Below are 13,945 nucleotides of genomic sequence, written 5' to 3'. Positions count from 1 at the left end.
GCCGGGTGTCAATAGGAGGTATCCGGTGCGTCGCCGAGCAAGGCCTGCAGCAGCCCGCGCGCCTTGATCAGGTCGCGGTTGATGGTGCGGGTGGAAACGCCGCGCAACTCGGCCAGCTCGGCAATCGACAGGCCGGCGAAGGCCTGCATCTCGATCAGCTCGTACAGCGGCACGTCGATCTCGCGCATGCGCGCCAGCGCGCGGTCCAGCGCCAGCATGTCGGTGGCCGAGGACAGCGCGGCCGGCTCGGCTTCGGCATGCGACAGCGTCACCATCACCGCATCGCCGCCGCGCTTGTCGCGCCCCTGCGAGCGCAGGAAATCGATCACCACCGAGCGCAGCACCTGGCCGACATAGGCAAAGAACTGGCCGCGTGAACTGCCCTGCAGCCCTTCCTGCTCGGCCATGCGCAGGAAGCCTTCATGCACCAGCGCGGTGGTATTGAGGCCCGAAACGCCGCCGGCCTGCGCCAGCCGGGCGCGGGCGACACGCTTGATGTCGGGGTACAGCCGCGCGTAGAGCTCCTGCAGGGCCGGGGCCTCGCCACCGGAAGAACGAATCAACAACTCGGTGATCGAGGACATGGCATCTGGGCTGCAGCGTTGCGGCGATTGTGCCGCCGCATCCCTAGGGTGTGGGGGGCTGTGCAAGAAGTGGTCGGGTGTTGGTGATCGGTTGGTAAGCCGCAGGGGCCGCCGTCCTACCGTCGCGACATCCACTTGCAACCCTTGGGAGCACCCGATGCCTGCCTGCCGCCGTTCTACCGCCTGTCATTCCGCTCGTCGTTCCGCTGGTTCGCGGGCCGGGGTGGCCGCTGCCAGCGCGCTGACCCTCGCACTGGCCGCTGCGCTGCCGGCACAGGCTGCGCCGCCGGTGTTCTGGGAGCCGACGCCCTACCTGTCCACCGCCGACATCCCGGTGGGCTTCTATGCCGGCGGCAGCCCGGGATTCCTGGACACGCTGGAAGACGGCACGCTGGACGGCCAGATCACGGCCAACAACGGCGTGGTGATCGGCCCGGGGCAGTTCGATGGCGCCCGCGACTCGGTCGATGCCGACGACGGTGCGATCGACGGCCTGGGCACCGCCGGCCGCAGCTTCTTCGTCAATCCCGGCTTCGTCGGCGTCACCTTCACGTTCACCGGCGCGTCATTGCCGACGGCCTTCGGCCTGGTGTGGACCGATGGTTTCGGCGACGTTGTCTTCTCGGCCACCGACGGCAACGGCGTGTCGCTGGGCTCGATCACACGCAACGGCTTCAGCGACGGGTCCATCAGCGGCACCACGGCCGAAGACCGCTTCTTCGGTGTGCAGTTCGACGGCGGCATCCGCTCGATCACGATCACCGGCCAGAGCGGCGGCCTCGAGCTCGACCACATCCAGTACGGCGTGATGCCCAGCGTGCCCGAGCCCTCGGGCTGGGTGCTGTTGCTGGCCGGCATCGCCGCGCTGCGGCTATGGGGCAGGCGCCAGCCCGGCTGAACCGGCACCGGCCTCGCGGGCCAGCGCCTCGGTCTGGTCGGAGGGCGTGACGCGCAGCGCCTGCGCCAGCAAGTCGCGCAGGCGCTGGTAACTCCGCAAGGCCTCGGCCCGTTCACCCTGCTGCAGCTGGGCGCGCATCAGCCCGCGGTGCAGCGACTCGGCCAGGGGGTCGTGGGCCAGCGCGGCTTCATATAGTCGCGCGGCGGCAGCCCACTGGCCGCTCGCCTGCAGCGGCTCGGCAGACGCGGCGACGCAGCCGGTGTGCTGCAGCGCCAGCCGTTCACGCGCGGTGTGCATCAGCCCGCTCATCACTTCGCCGCCGAGCAGCGGCGCGGTGTACAGCGCCAGCGCCTGCTCGGCGGCGGCCGCCGTGCCGCGCCGGCACAGGGTGTCGAAGGCAGCCACGTCGACCCACACCAGCGCACGGTCGAGCGACACCGCGTTGTCGACCACACGCACCGCGTCGGGCACATCGATCAGCTTGCGCAGCCGCGACACCGCCATCTCGAACGAGGCCTTGGGCGCATCGGCCTCCAGCGAAGGCCAGAGCTGGTCGATCACCGCGTCCACCGGCAGCGGACTACCGCCATGCGCCGCCAGCAGGCGCAGCAGCTCCAGCGGCTTGCGCGGCGCCTTGGCCGACAGGCTGGCCAGCGGCAGGCCGTCGCGCAACAGGCGCAGCGGGCCGAAGGCAAACACATGCAGGCGCCAGGGCCAGGCCTCGCGGGTGGGATCCGGCGGCACCAGGCGCCGGTCGCGCACCGTGGCGGCCAGGAACTCGGGCTCGATGCCGGCATCCAGGCCAACCTCGACCAGCCGAGCCGCCCAGGCCGGCAGCGGCAGCAACAGGCGCGTGAAGCGCAGCGCGGCGCAGTGGTGCAGCGCCGCGCAGGTGATCGCCACGGCATCGGGCGCCGCTTCGTCGAGTGCTCGCACGGCGTGCAGCGTTTCGATGATCGCTTCGGCCACCTCGCCCTGCAGGCCGTTCTGATGGCGCCGCGCCGATGCCATCACCGCCAAGGCCTCGCCTGGCCGGCGCAAGGCTGCCAGGCAATAGGCGCGCAGGCACTCGTAGGCACCCTGGTCGCGCCGGGGCACCTCGACATCGGCGCACAGCGCCAGCAGCAACTGCACACGCTCCAGCGCGGCACCGTACTCACCGCGTCGCGCCAGGTACAGCCCCTGGGCGCGCAAGCCCTGCGGCAGCCGACCGGCGCGCACCGCGGGGCGCAGCCCGTCCAGTTCGCGGAACAGCCGCTCGGCCTGCGCCAGGTCGTCGGCTTTCAGCGCCGCATGCATCTCGATGCAGGCCAGCTCGAAGCGCACAAACTGCAGGCCGTGGCGGGCGATCAAGGCCTGCAGTTCGGCCAGCGCCTGTCCGGCCAGGCTGGGCCGGCTGAAGTACTCATGGTTCAGCAGCGCCACCAGCCACCAGCGGGCGTGCCAGATCGGGCTGACACCACCGCCGCGCAGATGATCCTGCGCGAAGGCGATGGTCTGTTCCATCTTCGGCATCGCGTGCTGCTGCACGTGGTAGTCCAGCAGCAGCTTGAACATCAGCATGCCTTCGTCGGGCGGCACCTCGTGCAACTCACGCAGCGCCTGGACGACGCGCTGCGCGGCGGCCTCGGTGCCGGCATCGAAGCTGAAGCTGCCATCCAGCGTCGGCAGCGTGATGCGCGCGGCATCGAGCCGCAACTGGTCCAGCGGCCTGCTCACCGGCGCGGCCTCGGCGCCGGCCAGCAGGAAGCGTGCGGTCCACAGCCCGAGGCCGCGGAAATCGGCGTACTCCATCGCCATGGCCAGCAGCATGCCGGCCGCGCACTGCGCACAGCCGGCCTGGTCGTCGGCAGCTTCGGCCAGGCGATAGGCCTGCTCGAAGTGGCGCCGAGCCGTCGGGTCATCGACGGTCAGGCTGGCAAAGCCGGCCGCCAGCAGATCGGACGCGGCGGAGGGACCGAGCAAGTGCGACATGCGGCGATGCTAGCCGGCAGGGCGGCCGGCAGCTCAGACCGGCGCTTCCTGTACCAGGCTGGCGGCCGCAGGCAGGGGTGCATTCAGCAGCGCCTCAATGTTCAACACGCCGGTGCCGAAGGCGCCGGACTGCCAGCCTGCCGGCACCCGCGCCGTGCTGCGCAGCAGCAGCGTGAACGCGGCCACCCGCTGCCAGGGCTGGGCATAGGCCTGCGCGATATCGGTGCGCCGGTGCGTCAGCCACAGCGCCGCGGCGCCGCTGGTCATCGCCGTGGCATACGAGGTGCCGTCGCCACCGCCGCCGTAGCCGAACTGGTTGCCGGCCGTGGTGCTGGCACGCCGCAGGTCGGCCGCTGGGCCGCTCATGTCGACCTCCGGCCCGAAGCTGCTGCCCGACCACGGCACATCCTTGTGCGTGATGCCGCCCACCGCGACGGTGCGCGCCAGCCGCGCCGGCGCGACCACCGAGTTCACCTGGTTGCCCGCGGCGCAGACCATGATCACGCCGGCGTCGTAGGCCTGGTTGATGGCCCGCTTCATCGGCTTCACCACCGCCGCGGCAAACACGCCCAGGCTGACATTGATGACCTTGGCGCCGGCGGTGTTCACCGCATGGTCCACCGCTTCGGCGAACTGCCGCTGCGCATGGTTGATCAAGACCACGTCGGTGATGCGCATCGGCACCAGCGGCACCTTGGGCGCGATGCCGAAGTAGGCGCCACCCGGCGCCGCCGGCGCATGGCCGCAGATCGTCGCGGCGATGCGGGTGCCATGGCCGCCGTTGACGCCGCTCAGCGTGTCCAGCCCGCCGCCGGGTTCGTCGACGAACATCGAGCCCTCGCCGGGCGGCAGCGGCGGCATGAAGGTGCGCGCTAGCGCCACATTGAGCCAGCTGGCCGCGGGAAAGCCGAACACCGGGTGCGGCGTGTAGCCGGTATCGATGTGGCCGACCACGGTGTCGCCCCAGGCGATGTCGTCCGGCCCGCCCAGCAGCTGCCAGGCGGCGGGCGCACGCACCAGGTCGAGGTGCCAATCGACGCCGGCGACGGGGGCCGGCACGGCCTTCTTCAGCGCCGGCAGCTGCTGCGTATCGCGGCCGGCCAGCAGGGCCACCGTTTCTTCGTCGGTGATCTGGCGGATCTCGGCCACGCCCAGCACCTTCAGCAGCGGGCCGGCGCCGATGTTCGGGTACTCGATCTCGAGCGCCCGCACCAGCGGCGCGCGGATCACCGCCTGCAGCGGGCTGTAGGCCCACAGCCGCACGTCCAGGCCGGGTAGGTACTTGCGCAGCTTCTTCTCTAGCTCGTTGAGTGGGCGGCCATCGGTCTTCAGGGCATAGTTGTTCATGATGTCTCCTGCTTGTGCACGGCTTGTAGCACCAAGGACCGGCCGGCAAATCCCCCGCGTGACGGACGTTACGCCGCCGGCGGCCGCCGCTCAGGCCGGCGCCGCGCCGGTGAAATGGCCGCCGGGATCGTAGGGCCAGTGCAGGCGCTGCTGGACATAGAACGCACGGCAAGCGGCGGGTTGAGGCAGGTGCTGCAGCGCGCCGTGGCGGAAGGCGGCGAAATGATCGCCGGGCTTCACGCCGGGGTTCAGGGCCGACTGGAAGTCATCCTGGCAACCATGCTGCAGACGCGACACCAGTTGCTGGTTCAGCGAACGCACCAGCAAGGTGGCCTCGGCGCTCCAGGCGCCCCGCGACGCACCGTTGGCGGCCGAGATGAAGACTTTCTGCCAACCCGCACCAGCCTGTCGCCAGACGCTCATCAGGTCGTAATCGGAGACCAGGATGTCGCCGTGCTGATTGACCACCAGCCCCGAGCTGCCGGTCTTCTCCTTCACCGCCATCAGCTTGGGCGGGAAGATGCCATGGTGGGCCCGTGCCGTGACCTTGGGGCAACGCAGCACCAGCAACATGCCGGCCAGCGAGAACTTGCGCAACGTGGTGATGTCGCGCGCATCGATGCCGGTGCTGCGCGAGCCGGCGATGTCGGCTTCGGCCACGCCGAGCCGGCGCCACTCCTGCTCGCGCTGCGCTTCGATCGATTCCTGGATGCTGGCGGTCAAGCTGGCCATGGGGGTCCTCGGACGTGAGGCGCCATCGTAGCCAGTGGCCACGCGGCCAGCCAGCCCGTTCGTCCGCAACCCGAGGGACGCCGCGCTGCCACGTAGGTGGGCCGAGCGCCCCGGCATGACGTGGGCCGCAGCGGCGTCGCTGCGCTTCCGGCCTACGATGCGAACCAACGCAGCCATGACGGCAGCAGGAGAGACGCCGATGGACGCTGCACCCGAGACCGCCGCCCCCCTGTTTCCCGGCTTCAAGCCGCGCACGGTGGAGGTTGAACCCGGGCTGCAGATCGCCGCGCGCATCGGCGGCGCCGGACCGCCGCTGCTGCTGTTGCACGGTCATCCGCAGACCCATGCCATCTGGCACCGCGTGGCGCCGGCGCTGGCTGAACACTTCACCGTGGTGGCCGCTGATCTGCGGGGTTACGGCGATTCGTGCAAGCCCGCCGGCACGGCCGACCACGCGAACTACGCCAAACGCAGGATGGCGCTGGACCAGCTGACGCTGATGCAGCAACTGGGCTTCGCGCGTTTCGACGTGCTGGCCCACGACCGCGGTGCGCGCGTGGCGCACCGGCTGGCCATGGACCATGCGGCGGCCGTGCGCCGCCTGGTGCTGTTGGACATCGCGCCGACGCTGGCCATGTACGAGCAGACCAGCGAGGCCTTTGCCCGCGCCTACTGGCACTGGTTCTTCCTGATCCAGCCGGCGCCGCTGCCCGAGCGCCTGATCGAAGCCGACCCCGCCGCCTATGTCCGCGACGTGATGGGCCGGCGCAGCGCCGGGCTGGCGCCCTTCGATCGCCGCGCGCTGGCCGAATACCAGCGCTGCCTGGCGCTGCCCGGCGCCGCCCACGGCCTGTGCGAGGACTACCGCGCATCGGCCGGCATCGACCTGGGCCACGAACGTGCCGACCGGGCCGCCGGCCGCCGGCTGCAGATGCCGCTGCTCGCGCTGTGGGGCGCCGACGGCGTGGTGCAGCGCTGCTTCGATCCGCTGGCCGAGTGGCGGAAACTAGCGTCTGACGTGCGCGGCCAAGCCCTGCCCTGCGGCCACTACATCGCCGAAGAAGCGCCCGACCTGCTGCTGGCCCAGGTGCTGCCGTTCCTGGCCAACGGCCGGCGTTGATCCCACTCACCCAAGACCACACACGCACATGTCCATCGCCGCATTGAATGTCACGCTTCGAGAGATCACCGCCGAGACGGTGCTGCCGGTCGTGCGGCTGTCGGTGGCCGAAGACCAGAAGGGCTTTGTCGCGCCCAACGCGGTGTCGCTGGCGCAGGCGCTGTTTGCACCCGAGGCCTGGTACCGCGCCATCTACGTCGGCGACGAGTTGGCCGGTTTCGTCATGCTGGAGGACGAATCGCTGCGGCGGCCGCCGCCCGACAAGCCCGGTGTCGGCGTGTGGCGCTTCATGATCGATGCCAGGTTCCAGCGCCTGGGCATCGGCCGCGCGGCCTTGCTGGGCGTCATCGGGCATGTGCGCAGCAAGGGTTTGTTCGATACGCTGGAGCTGTCCTACGTGCCCGGCCCGGGCTGCCCGGAGCCCTTCTACCTGTCGCTGGGCTTCCGCCACACCGGCCGGTCCGACGGCCAGGAAATCGTGCTTGAACTGCCGCTGCGCGAAACACCCGCGTAGATGGCGACAAGCACCGCGCGCTCTCCGGCGGGTGCGCGGCCTGGCCTTCATCGGCGACAAGCAGGGCCACCGCCGCCGGTGCCCTGTGCAGAAGTACGCTGACGGGTCTGCTCGGCCAGGGCCGCAGCGCCGTGATCAAGCCCCGTCGGCGCTGAAGCCCGCCGCGAGGTGCGACATGTCGCAGAACGGCTTGTTCTTCGACTGGCCGCAGCGGCACAGCGCCGCCTCGGTGATGCGCGCCACCGTGCGCCCGGTGCCGGCGCAGATTTCCAGATTGCCGCGCAGCCGCAGTGGGCCGTTCTTCATCGGCGTGACCGCCAGCGGCCCGTCGCGCCGGGCCAGTGGCTCGACGCTGCCGCTGGCCGGTTCACCGCTGGCCACGAAGCCGGCTTCGGCATGGCTGCCATCGCACCACGGCTTGTTCTTCGATGCACCGCAGCGGCACAGCGTGGCGCGAAAGCCGTCGTCGCGCCCGGCCACGCTGAGCGCGGCATGCAGCGCATACGGGCCGTTCTCGCGGATGCGCAGCTGATTGACCGGCGGTGCAGCCTCGTCGGCACCACCGTCGTGGCGCTGGTAGCGGATGGCGCCGGACGGGCAGCTGTGGGCCACGCCCACGAGCGTCTCCACCGGCACGGTGTCGGGGAAGATCCATTCGCCGGGGGTGTTGGCCTTGAACACCGTCGGCGCGTCCAGCACGCAATGGCGCGAATGGATGCAGCGCTGGGCGTCGAACAGCACGGTCACCGCACTGCCGCGGGCGACTTCGATCTTGGGCTCGACGGGAGCGGCGGCTGCTTGGGCCAGCGCCGGTGCCGGTGCCGGTGCCGCAGCAGCCCGGGCAGGCACTGCCGCCGCAGTCGCCGAAAACCCGCCGCCGTCGCCGGCAATGCCTAGCAGCGCCGCCTGCTGCGAAGCCAGCAGATCGATCACCGCCTGCCAGGTGGCGGCCGATTCGCCGGCCACCAGTTCCAGCGGCAGCTCGATGGCGCGCTGGCGCAGCTGGCCCAGGCGCTCGGCCACCCAGCGCGCGGCGCCATCTTCGGGCAGGCGGGCCAAGGTGCGCAGTGGCGTGAAGGTCAGCCCGGCATGCGGGCCGCCCGGGTCTTCGCCGGCTGGCCGCGCGGCCAGGCCCTGGCCGACCGGCAGCGTCGCGCGCATCAGCGCAAAGCTGGCGGCCAGCCAGGTGGCCTTGGCGCGCCGCTCGCGCGCGCCGAAGCCTTGCAGCAGGCAGCGCAGCGAGGTGGTGTACAGCGCATTGCCGATGTCCAGCCAGCGCACGATGCGCGGACCGCTGATGTGCACCCGGTCCTCGGCGCTGTGGATCGGCGCATTCATCACCGGATTCGTCGCAGCCGGCCAGGCCGGTGCGAAGGCCGGATCGGCCGCGCTGAGCCGCGCCAGTTCTTCGCCAATGCGGGTGAAGCGCGAGAAGTGTGAATCGGCCGAGGCTTCACCGGCCCCTTCGCCCTGCGTCACGATGGTGCTGATGGCCTGCTGCGCGCTGGCCAGGTCGGTCACCGCGATCACGCCGTTCAGCGGCGCCAGCGTGGCGTCGACCTGGCAGGCGGGGTCGCCGGTGAACAGTGCGGCCTCGCCCATCGCCGCGGCGCAGGCGTCCAGCGACTGCGCCAGCACCTGGTACAGCTCGCCGACGGTCTCGTAGTCGCGCGGGCCCGGGCTCAAGCGGCCTTCGGGCACCGCGCGCCGGTAATGGCGCTGCGGCGTGAAGCCGGCAGCATCGGTCAGCGCCTCGCCGGAGGGCCGCTCCAGGAACTTGAAATGTTCCACCGTCGCGGCAGAAAACGGCTGCAGGCGGATCACGAAGCCGGCCGGGTAGGGTCCGGCGTCCACCGGGAACGGCGGCCGGTTCATGTGCGCCGCGCCGCCCAGCGCGGCCGCCAGGTTGCCGACCAGCGCCAGGTGCGACATCTCGTCGAAGACCACCGACATGATCGCCTCGTGCCAGCGCCGCACTGCCGCGCGCTGCTCGGCCGTCCAGCCGGCATCGTCACGTTTCAGGCTGAAGGCAGCATAGAGGTAGCAGCACATCAGGTGGTGCTCGATCTCCGAGGCCTCGTGCAGCCAGTACAGCAGTTGTTCGCGGCTGGGGGGATGGGCCATAGAGGCCGTACCGGCTGGCTGGGCTGCTGTCTGCATCGTTGTCACTCCACGGGGATACCCAACACTAGCGTGCCGCGGGCACCAGGTCCAGTGACATCTTGTGCGGCCCGCGCAACAGTTCGACGCTGACGCGCCGGCCGATGCATTCGCCACCCAGCACGCGGTTCAGCGTGTCGACATCCGGCGTCGGCGCGGCATCGATGCGCACGATGCGATCGCCGGCACGCAGGCCGGCCCGATCGGCCGGGCCGTCGTTCACGATCTCGTCGATGCTGACGGCCGAGGTGAGCGTCAGCCCATGGTGCAAAGCCGAGCGGCGTGGCAGCGGCACGGTCTGCACGGCGATGCCCAGCCGCGCGCGGCGCACCCGGCCGTGGCGCAGCAGCTCGCTGACGACCCAGCGCGCGGTGTCGGACGGCACGGCGAAACACAGTGATTGCGCGCCGGCCAGGATGGCGGTGTTGACGCCGACGACACGGGCCCGCGTGTCCAGCAGCGGCCCGCCGGAGTTGCCGGGATTCAGGCTGGCATCGGTCTGGATCACGCCGTCGATCATGCGGCCGTTGCGCGCGCGCAGGCTGCGGCCCAGCGCCGAGACGATGCCGCTGGTCACCGTCTGCGACAGGCCTTGCGGGTTGCCGATCGCAATCACCACCTGGCCGACCCGCAGCTGCTTCGATTCACCCAGCAGCAGGTGCAGCAGCGGGGTGTCGCTGCCGATGCGCAGCAGCGCCAGGTCGGTGTCGACATCCCCGCCGATCACATCGGCCGCATGCTCGCTGCCGTCGTCCAGCGTCACGCTGATCCGCGAGCCGGCCTCCGCGACATGGTGGTTGGTGACCAGGTAACCATCGGGCGTGATCAGGAAGCCCGAGCCAGCGCCTTCGCTCGGGCGGCGGCCACGCTGGCCGCGTGGGCCACCGCGCTGGCCGCCACTCATGCGCAGCGAGACGACGCCGCCGCGCGCTTGTTCGAGGGCCTGCGTGACGGCGCGTGAATAGGCATCGAGCAGTTCGTCGTCGGTGGCCGCGATGGCCGGGTCGTCACGTTGCATCAGAGTCCGATCAAGCCGCAGCGCAGCCCTTCGCTGACCGCTTCGGCGCGCGTGGCCGCACCGGTCTTCGCGAGGATCTGGCCGACGTGGAATTTGGCGGTGTGGGCCGAGATGCCGAGCACGCCGCCGATGTCGCGGTTCGACAGCCCCTTGCCGAGCAGCTCGAAGACTTCGAGTTCCCGCGGCGTCAGCGGCTCATGCTCGTTGCTGCTGCCCAGCCACGGTGCTTCGCGCACCGACAGGCCTTGCAGCACCGCCGCCACCGCGGCGCGCAGCCGCGGCGCATCGGCATCGGCGGCGAGCAGGCCGCTGGCGCCCTGGGCACCGCGCAGCTGCAGCTCCTCGCCGGTCAGCACCCAGGCATCGGCCGGCTCGTCGGCGCGGCCGATCTGCACCACCCAGCCCTCCACGCCTTGCAGCGCGGCGGCGACACCGCCGGCGTGCAAGGGAGACGAGCTGACGACGATGATGCGCGGCATGGGCTCTTTGTGAGAGGCGTGGGTCGGAGCCGTTGGGTGGGCGGCGCTTGGTGGGACGTTCTGGTGGGACGTTCTGGTGGCCGGCCGTCAGTGGCAGCGCGACGAAGGCCGCTCGATGACTTCCAGCGTCAGGTCCTGCGCCATGCCGCCGCGTGCGACGCGCACTGCCACCTTGGCGCCGACCTGCAATTGCGAACGCAAGTCTTCCAGGGTGCCAACCGCCGTGCCGCCGATGCTGACGATCACATCGCCGACCAGCAGGCCGCCCTGCGCGGCGGGGCCGTCCTCCGCGACCGAGCTGACCAGCAGGCCATCGACACCCGCGCCGTCCAGCGTCGCGCGCACCGGCTGCACGGCGATGCCGAGGTAACCGTGCGGCACCCGGCCATGGGCCAGCAAGGCGTCGAGCACGCGGTCGATCGTCGCGCCCGGCAGCACCACGCCATGGTGGCGCGAAAACGCACTGCTGCCGATGCCGATGACCTGGCCCGCGGCATCAGCCACCGGTGCGCCGTTCAGCCCGGGATAAAGCCCGCCATCGAGCCTTATCAGCCGGTCGATGCGGCCGCCGCGCCAGCTGCGCCATTCACCGCCGACCAGGCCGATGTGGCCGAAGCTGGCTTGCGTCAGGCCCGAGGGTTCGCGGCCGACGGCGAAGACGAAGTCGCCGACCCGCGGCACGGCGCTGCTGCGCTCGGCCACCGGCAGGCTGCTGGCGGCCCAGGTCACCGCGGCCAGGTCGGTGCCGGCATCGAGGCCGCGCACCTCGCCCTGCACCTGTTCACCATCGGGCAGCACCAGTGCCACCTGCGAAGCGCGCCACAGCACCGAAGCGCTGGCCACCACGACGCCAGGACGCCACAGCACGCCGGCGCCGCTGTGCCGGCGCGTGGCCAGGCCGACCACCGAGGCCGCCACACGGGCCACGCTGTCGGGCAATTGATCGGGTGAGGAGATCGGGTTCATGGCAGCGGGACAGCCGGTTGGTCGAACACGGCCCGTGGAAGAGGAATGACGCCATCGTGCGCCTCACGGCGGCCCGGCGCCTCCGCCAACCGGCGAGGCCGGACCTGCCCGATCGGGCAGCACCGGCCTGCACGTCAGATGGGGACAGCGCGGGGGCCGACAAGAGGGCCAGGGGCCTGACGGAAGCCGCAGTCGGGGGTGCTCAGGACTCGGCCGGCCGGCAGGCCCGCTGCAGCGCCGCACGCGCCAGCAGGCGTGTCGAGTCCAGCGTCGGCAGCGGCGAATTGCCATCGTGGATGATCAGCGGAATCTCGGTGCAGCCCAGCACCACCGCATCGCAGCCCTGGGCCTGCAGGCCGGCGATCACGCGCTGGAAGCTGGCCACCGCGGCGGGCGTGAACACGCCGGGCACCAACTCCTCCATGATGAGGCGGTCAATCTCGTCGCGATCGGTATCGCCCGGCCGCAGCCAGCCCAGGCCGCGGGACGCCAGCGCGTCCGGATACACCGCGCTGTCGACCAGCCAGCGCGTGCCGGTGATGCCCAGCTGCCGGAAGCCGCGCGCCGCGGCGGCATCGGCCACCACCTCGGCAATGTGCAGCCAGGGCAGCGGCGAGCGGCCCTGCAGCAGCGGCAGCGCCTGGTGGATGGTGTTGTCCGGGCAGATCAGGAAGTCGGCACCGCTGCGGGCCAGCTTGTAGGCGGAAGACAGCATCAGCGCGGCCACACCGGCCAGGTCGCCGCGCTCGAGGCAGGCCACGTAGTCGGCCAGCGAGTGGCCGTGCATCGTCAGTTCGGGATGCGCGTGCGCGCCCAGCAGTTGCGCCGCCTCCGTGCAGATCGTGCGGTAGCACAGTGCCGCGCCTTCGGCCGAACAGGCCACGATACCGATGTGCTGGGTTGCCATGGGCGCGAGCTTACCTGCCTGCGCCGCAGCGCGGCCGCGAAAATGGCCCGCATGAGCCCTGCCCCGTCTTCGCGCACCGCCTTGCCGGCCGCGGCCTTCGCCACGCTGCTGCTGATCGCCTTGATGATGGGCGCCAACCATGTCGCGGCACGGCTGGCCTTCGACAACGGCGTGGACGTCGCCACCGCGGTGACTTTCCGCAGCGGCAGCACCGCGCTGGTCGTGGGCCTGCTGGTGCTGCTGCAGCGCGTGCCGGTGCAGCTGACGGCGCGGCACCGGCGCGCGATGCTGCTCATCGGCCTGCTGGTGGCCGTGCAGAGCCTGTGCCTGTACGCCGCCGTGGCGCGGCTGCCCGTGGCGCTGGCGCTGCTGGCCTTCAACACCTACCCCTTGTGGACAGCGCTGTGGGCCCGTATGGCCTATGGCCACCGGCCGGAGCCGCGGGTGCTGCGGGCCATGCCGGTGATGCTGCTCGGCCTGGCGCTGGCGCTCGATGTCTTCGGCGCCGCCTCGGGCCTGGGCGCTGCCGGGCAATGGCGGCAGATCGGCGTCGGCGTGGCGTATGCGCTGGCCGCGGCCGCCACCTTCGGCATGGCGTTGGTGTTGACGCAGCATGAAGCCAGCGACCTGGACGGCCGCGTGCGCACCGCCGCCACGATGGGCCTGGTGGCCGTGCTCGCGCTGGCCGGCGTGGCCACCCAAGGCGGCTTCCATCTGCCGCAGGCCCCGGCCGGCTGGGCCGGGCTGCTGACGCTGAGCTTCCTGTACGGCACCGGGTTCACGATCCTGTTCATCGTGCTGCCCAGGCTCGGCGTGGTCGGCAACTCGGCGATCATGAACATCGAGCCGATCTTCGCGCTGGTGCTGGCCTGGGCCATCCTCGGCCAATCGATCGCCGCGTCTCAAGTCGGCGGCGGCTTGCTGGTGGTGGCGACGGTGATGTGGTTGGGGCTTCGGCGGCGCTAGCGCATCATCGTCGAGCGCGCCCGACGCCACACCACCGCCGAGGTACATCAAGCGCTGTTTGCGGGGCCGCTGCCCGCCGCAGAGCCGGCCAAGACGCTGGCCGAGCTGAAGCAAGGCATCCGCCAGCGCATGCACCGCCGCCATGCTGGCGGTTGACACGAACGTGCTGCTGCGATTGGTGTCGCGCGACGGCGCCAAGCTGACAAGATCTCACAGGCTCTGGAAGGCTGGGCCAGGCGCGGCCCCTCCTCACTGTGTGCGCTAGGGCACAGACGGGCCC

General features: G+C 71.1%; 13 protein-coding genes. 4 read left to right on the top strand and 9 right to left on the bottom strand.

The genetic code is table 11. From position 1 onward, the window contains the following. Positions 1-8 precede the first annotated feature (8 nt). Positions 9-584 (bottom strand): ECF-type sigma factor, encoded by a 576-nt coding sequence (locus VLK61_RS02090; RefSeq protein ID WP_325417784.1) that lies wholly within the window; start codon positions 582-584, stop codon positions 9-11. Positions 585-741: 157 nt separating this feature from the next. On the opposite strand from VLK61_RS02090, the gene VLK61_RS02085 reads away from it, so the two are divergent. After that, positions 742-1,482 (top strand): hypothetical protein, encoded by a 741-nt coding sequence (locus VLK61_RS02085; protein ID WP_325417782.1) that lies wholly within the window; start codon positions 742-744, stop codon positions 1,480-1,482. Here VLK61_RS02085 and VLK61_RS02080 read toward each other — a convergent pair. The 3 genes from VLK61_RS02080 to VLK61_RS02070 form a co-directional block, all read right to left on the bottom strand. After that, positions 1,456-3,456, bottom strand: coding sequence for a BTAD domain-containing putative transcriptional regulator (locus VLK61_RS02080; RefSeq protein WP_325417780.1), 2,001 nt, complete (start codon positions 3,454-3,456; stop codon positions 1,456-1,458). The genes VLK61_RS02085 and VLK61_RS02080 overlap by 27 nt on opposite strands. 33 nt (positions 3,457-3,489) lie before the next feature. Then, positions 3,490-4,803 carry a S8 family peptidase gene (locus tag VLK61_RS02075; RefSeq protein ID WP_325417778.1) on the bottom strand — a complete coding sequence of 438 codons (1,314 nt, stop codon included), beginning with the start codon at positions 4,801-4,803 and terminating at the stop codon, positions 3,490-3,492. Positions 4,804-4,893: 90 nt separating this feature from the next. Continuing rightward, on the bottom strand, positions 4,894-5,535 hold the full coding sequence (locus tag VLK61_RS02070) for a hypothetical protein (protein WP_325417776.1): 642 nt from the start codon (positions 5,533-5,535) through the stop codon (positions 4,894-4,896). 199 nt (positions 5,536-5,734) lie between these two features. Here VLK61_RS02070 and VLK61_RS02065 point away from each other — a divergent pair, with 199 nt between their 5' ends. After that, positions 5,735-6,655 (top strand): alpha/beta fold hydrolase, encoded by a 921-nt coding sequence (locus VLK61_RS02065; protein ID WP_325417774.1) that lies wholly within the window; start codon positions 5,735-5,737, stop codon positions 6,653-6,655. A gap of 28 nt (positions 6,656-6,683) precedes the next feature. Further along, positions 6,684-7,169, top strand: a complete 486-nt coding sequence (locus VLK61_RS02060; RefSeq protein WP_325417772.1) for a GNAT family N-acetyltransferase — start codon at positions 6,684-6,686, stop codon at positions 7,167-7,169. 135 nt (positions 7,170-7,304) lie between these two features. Here the strand turns inward: VLK61_RS02060 and VLK61_RS02055 are convergent, their stop codons facing one another. From VLK61_RS02055 to VLK61_RS02035, 5 genes are all read right to left on the bottom strand, one after another. Further along, complete coding sequence (locus VLK61_RS02055) at positions 7,305-9,293, bottom strand: ferritin-like domain-containing protein (RefSeq protein WP_325417770.1); 1,989 nt, start codon at positions 9,291-9,293, stop codon at positions 7,305-7,307. A 64-nt stretch (positions 9,294-9,357) separates the two neighbouring features. Next, complete coding sequence (locus tag VLK61_RS02050) at positions 9,358-10,347, bottom strand: S1C family serine protease (protein WP_325417768.1); 990 nt, start codon at positions 10,345-10,347, stop codon at positions 9,358-9,360. Further along, entirely contained in the window at positions 10,347-10,826 is a 480-nt protein-coding gene (locus tag VLK61_RS02045; protein WP_325417766.1) for a LuxR C-terminal-related transcriptional regulator, read from the bottom strand. Before VLK61_RS02045 ends, VLK61_RS02050 begins: the two co-directional genes overlap by 1 nt. Before the next feature lie 87 nt (positions 10,827-10,913). Then, complete coding sequence (locus VLK61_RS02040; protein WP_325417764.1) at positions 10,914-11,792, bottom strand: S1C family serine protease; 879 nt, start codon at positions 11,790-11,792, stop codon at positions 10,914-10,916. Between the two features lie 202 nt (positions 11,793-11,994). Next, positions 11,995-12,699, bottom strand: a complete 705-nt coding sequence (locus tag VLK61_RS02035) for an aspartate/glutamate racemase family protein (protein ID WP_325417762.1) — start codon at positions 12,697-12,699, stop codon at positions 11,995-11,997. Positions 12,700-12,750: 51 nt separating this feature from the next. On the opposite strand from VLK61_RS02035, the gene VLK61_RS02030 reads away from it, so the two are divergent. Continuing rightward, on the top strand, positions 12,751-13,665 hold the full coding sequence (locus VLK61_RS02030) for a DMT family transporter (RefSeq protein WP_325417760.1): 915 nt from the start codon (positions 12,751-12,753) through the stop codon (positions 13,663-13,665). Positions 13,666-13,945: the final 280 nt, after the last annotated feature.

The sequence above is a fragment of the Aquabacterium sp. genome, from assembly GCF_035476535.1.
GTDB lineage: Bacteria > Pseudomonadota > Gammaproteobacteria > Burkholderiales > Burkholderiaceae_C > Pseudaquabacterium.
Note: the sequence above shows the minus strand (reverse complement) of the source record. Positions and strands in the feature narration are given on the sequence as shown.

What these genes read in the sequence shown, in the direction of transcription:
- VLK61_RS02045 (WP_325417766.1), bottom strand. Translation starts at nt 10,826, where the DNA reads ATGCCGCGCATCATCGTCGTCAGCTCGTCTCCCTTGCACGCCGGCGGT.
- VLK61_RS02040 (WP_325417764.1), bottom strand. Translation starts at nt 11,792, where the DNA reads ATGAACCCGATCTCCTCACCCGATCAATTGCCCGACAGCGTGGCCCGT.
- VLK61_RS02035 (WP_325417762.1), bottom strand. Translation starts at nt 12,699, where the DNA reads ATGGCAACCCAGCACATCGGTATCGTGGCCTGTTCGGCCGAAGGCGCG.
- VLK61_RS02060 (WP_325417772.1), top strand. Translation starts at nt 6,684, where the DNA reads ATGTCCATCGCCGCATTGAATGTCACGCTTCGAGAGATCACCGCCGAG.
- VLK61_RS02030 (WP_325417760.1), top strand. Translation starts at nt 12,751, where the DNA reads ATGAGCCCTGCCCCGTCTTCGCGCACCGCCTTGCCGGCCGCGGCCTTC.
- VLK61_RS02085 (WP_325417782.1), top strand. Translation starts at nt 742, where the DNA reads ATGCCTGCCTGCCGCCGTTCTACCGCCTGTCATTCCGCTCGTCGTTCC.
- VLK61_RS02055 (WP_325417770.1), bottom strand. Translation starts at nt 9,293, where the DNA reads ATGGCCCATCCCCCCAGCCGCGAACAACTGCTGTACTGGCTGCACGAG.
- VLK61_RS02070 (WP_325417776.1), bottom strand. Translation starts at nt 5,535, where the DNA reads ATGGCCAGCTTGACCGCCAGCATCCAGGAATCGATCGAAGCGCAGCGC.
- VLK61_RS02080 (WP_325417780.1), bottom strand. Translation starts at nt 3,456, where the DNA reads ATGTCGCACTTGCTCGGTCCCTCCGCCGCGTCCGATCTGCTGGCGGCC.
- VLK61_RS02065 (WP_325417774.1), top strand. Translation starts at nt 5,735, where the DNA reads ATGGACGCTGCACCCGAGACCGCCGCCCCCCTGTTTCCCGGCTTCAAG.
- VLK61_RS02075 (WP_325417778.1), bottom strand. Translation starts at nt 4,803, where the DNA reads ATGAACAACTATGCCCTGAAGACCGATGGCCGCCCACTCAACGAGCTA.
- VLK61_RS02050 (WP_325417768.1), bottom strand. Translation starts at nt 10,347, where the DNA reads ATGCAACGTGACGACCCGGCCATCGCGGCCACCGACGACGAACTGCTC.
- VLK61_RS02090 (WP_325417784.1), bottom strand. Translation starts at nt 584, where the DNA reads ATGTCCTCGATCACCGAGTTGTTGATTCGTTCTTCCGGTGGCGAGGCC.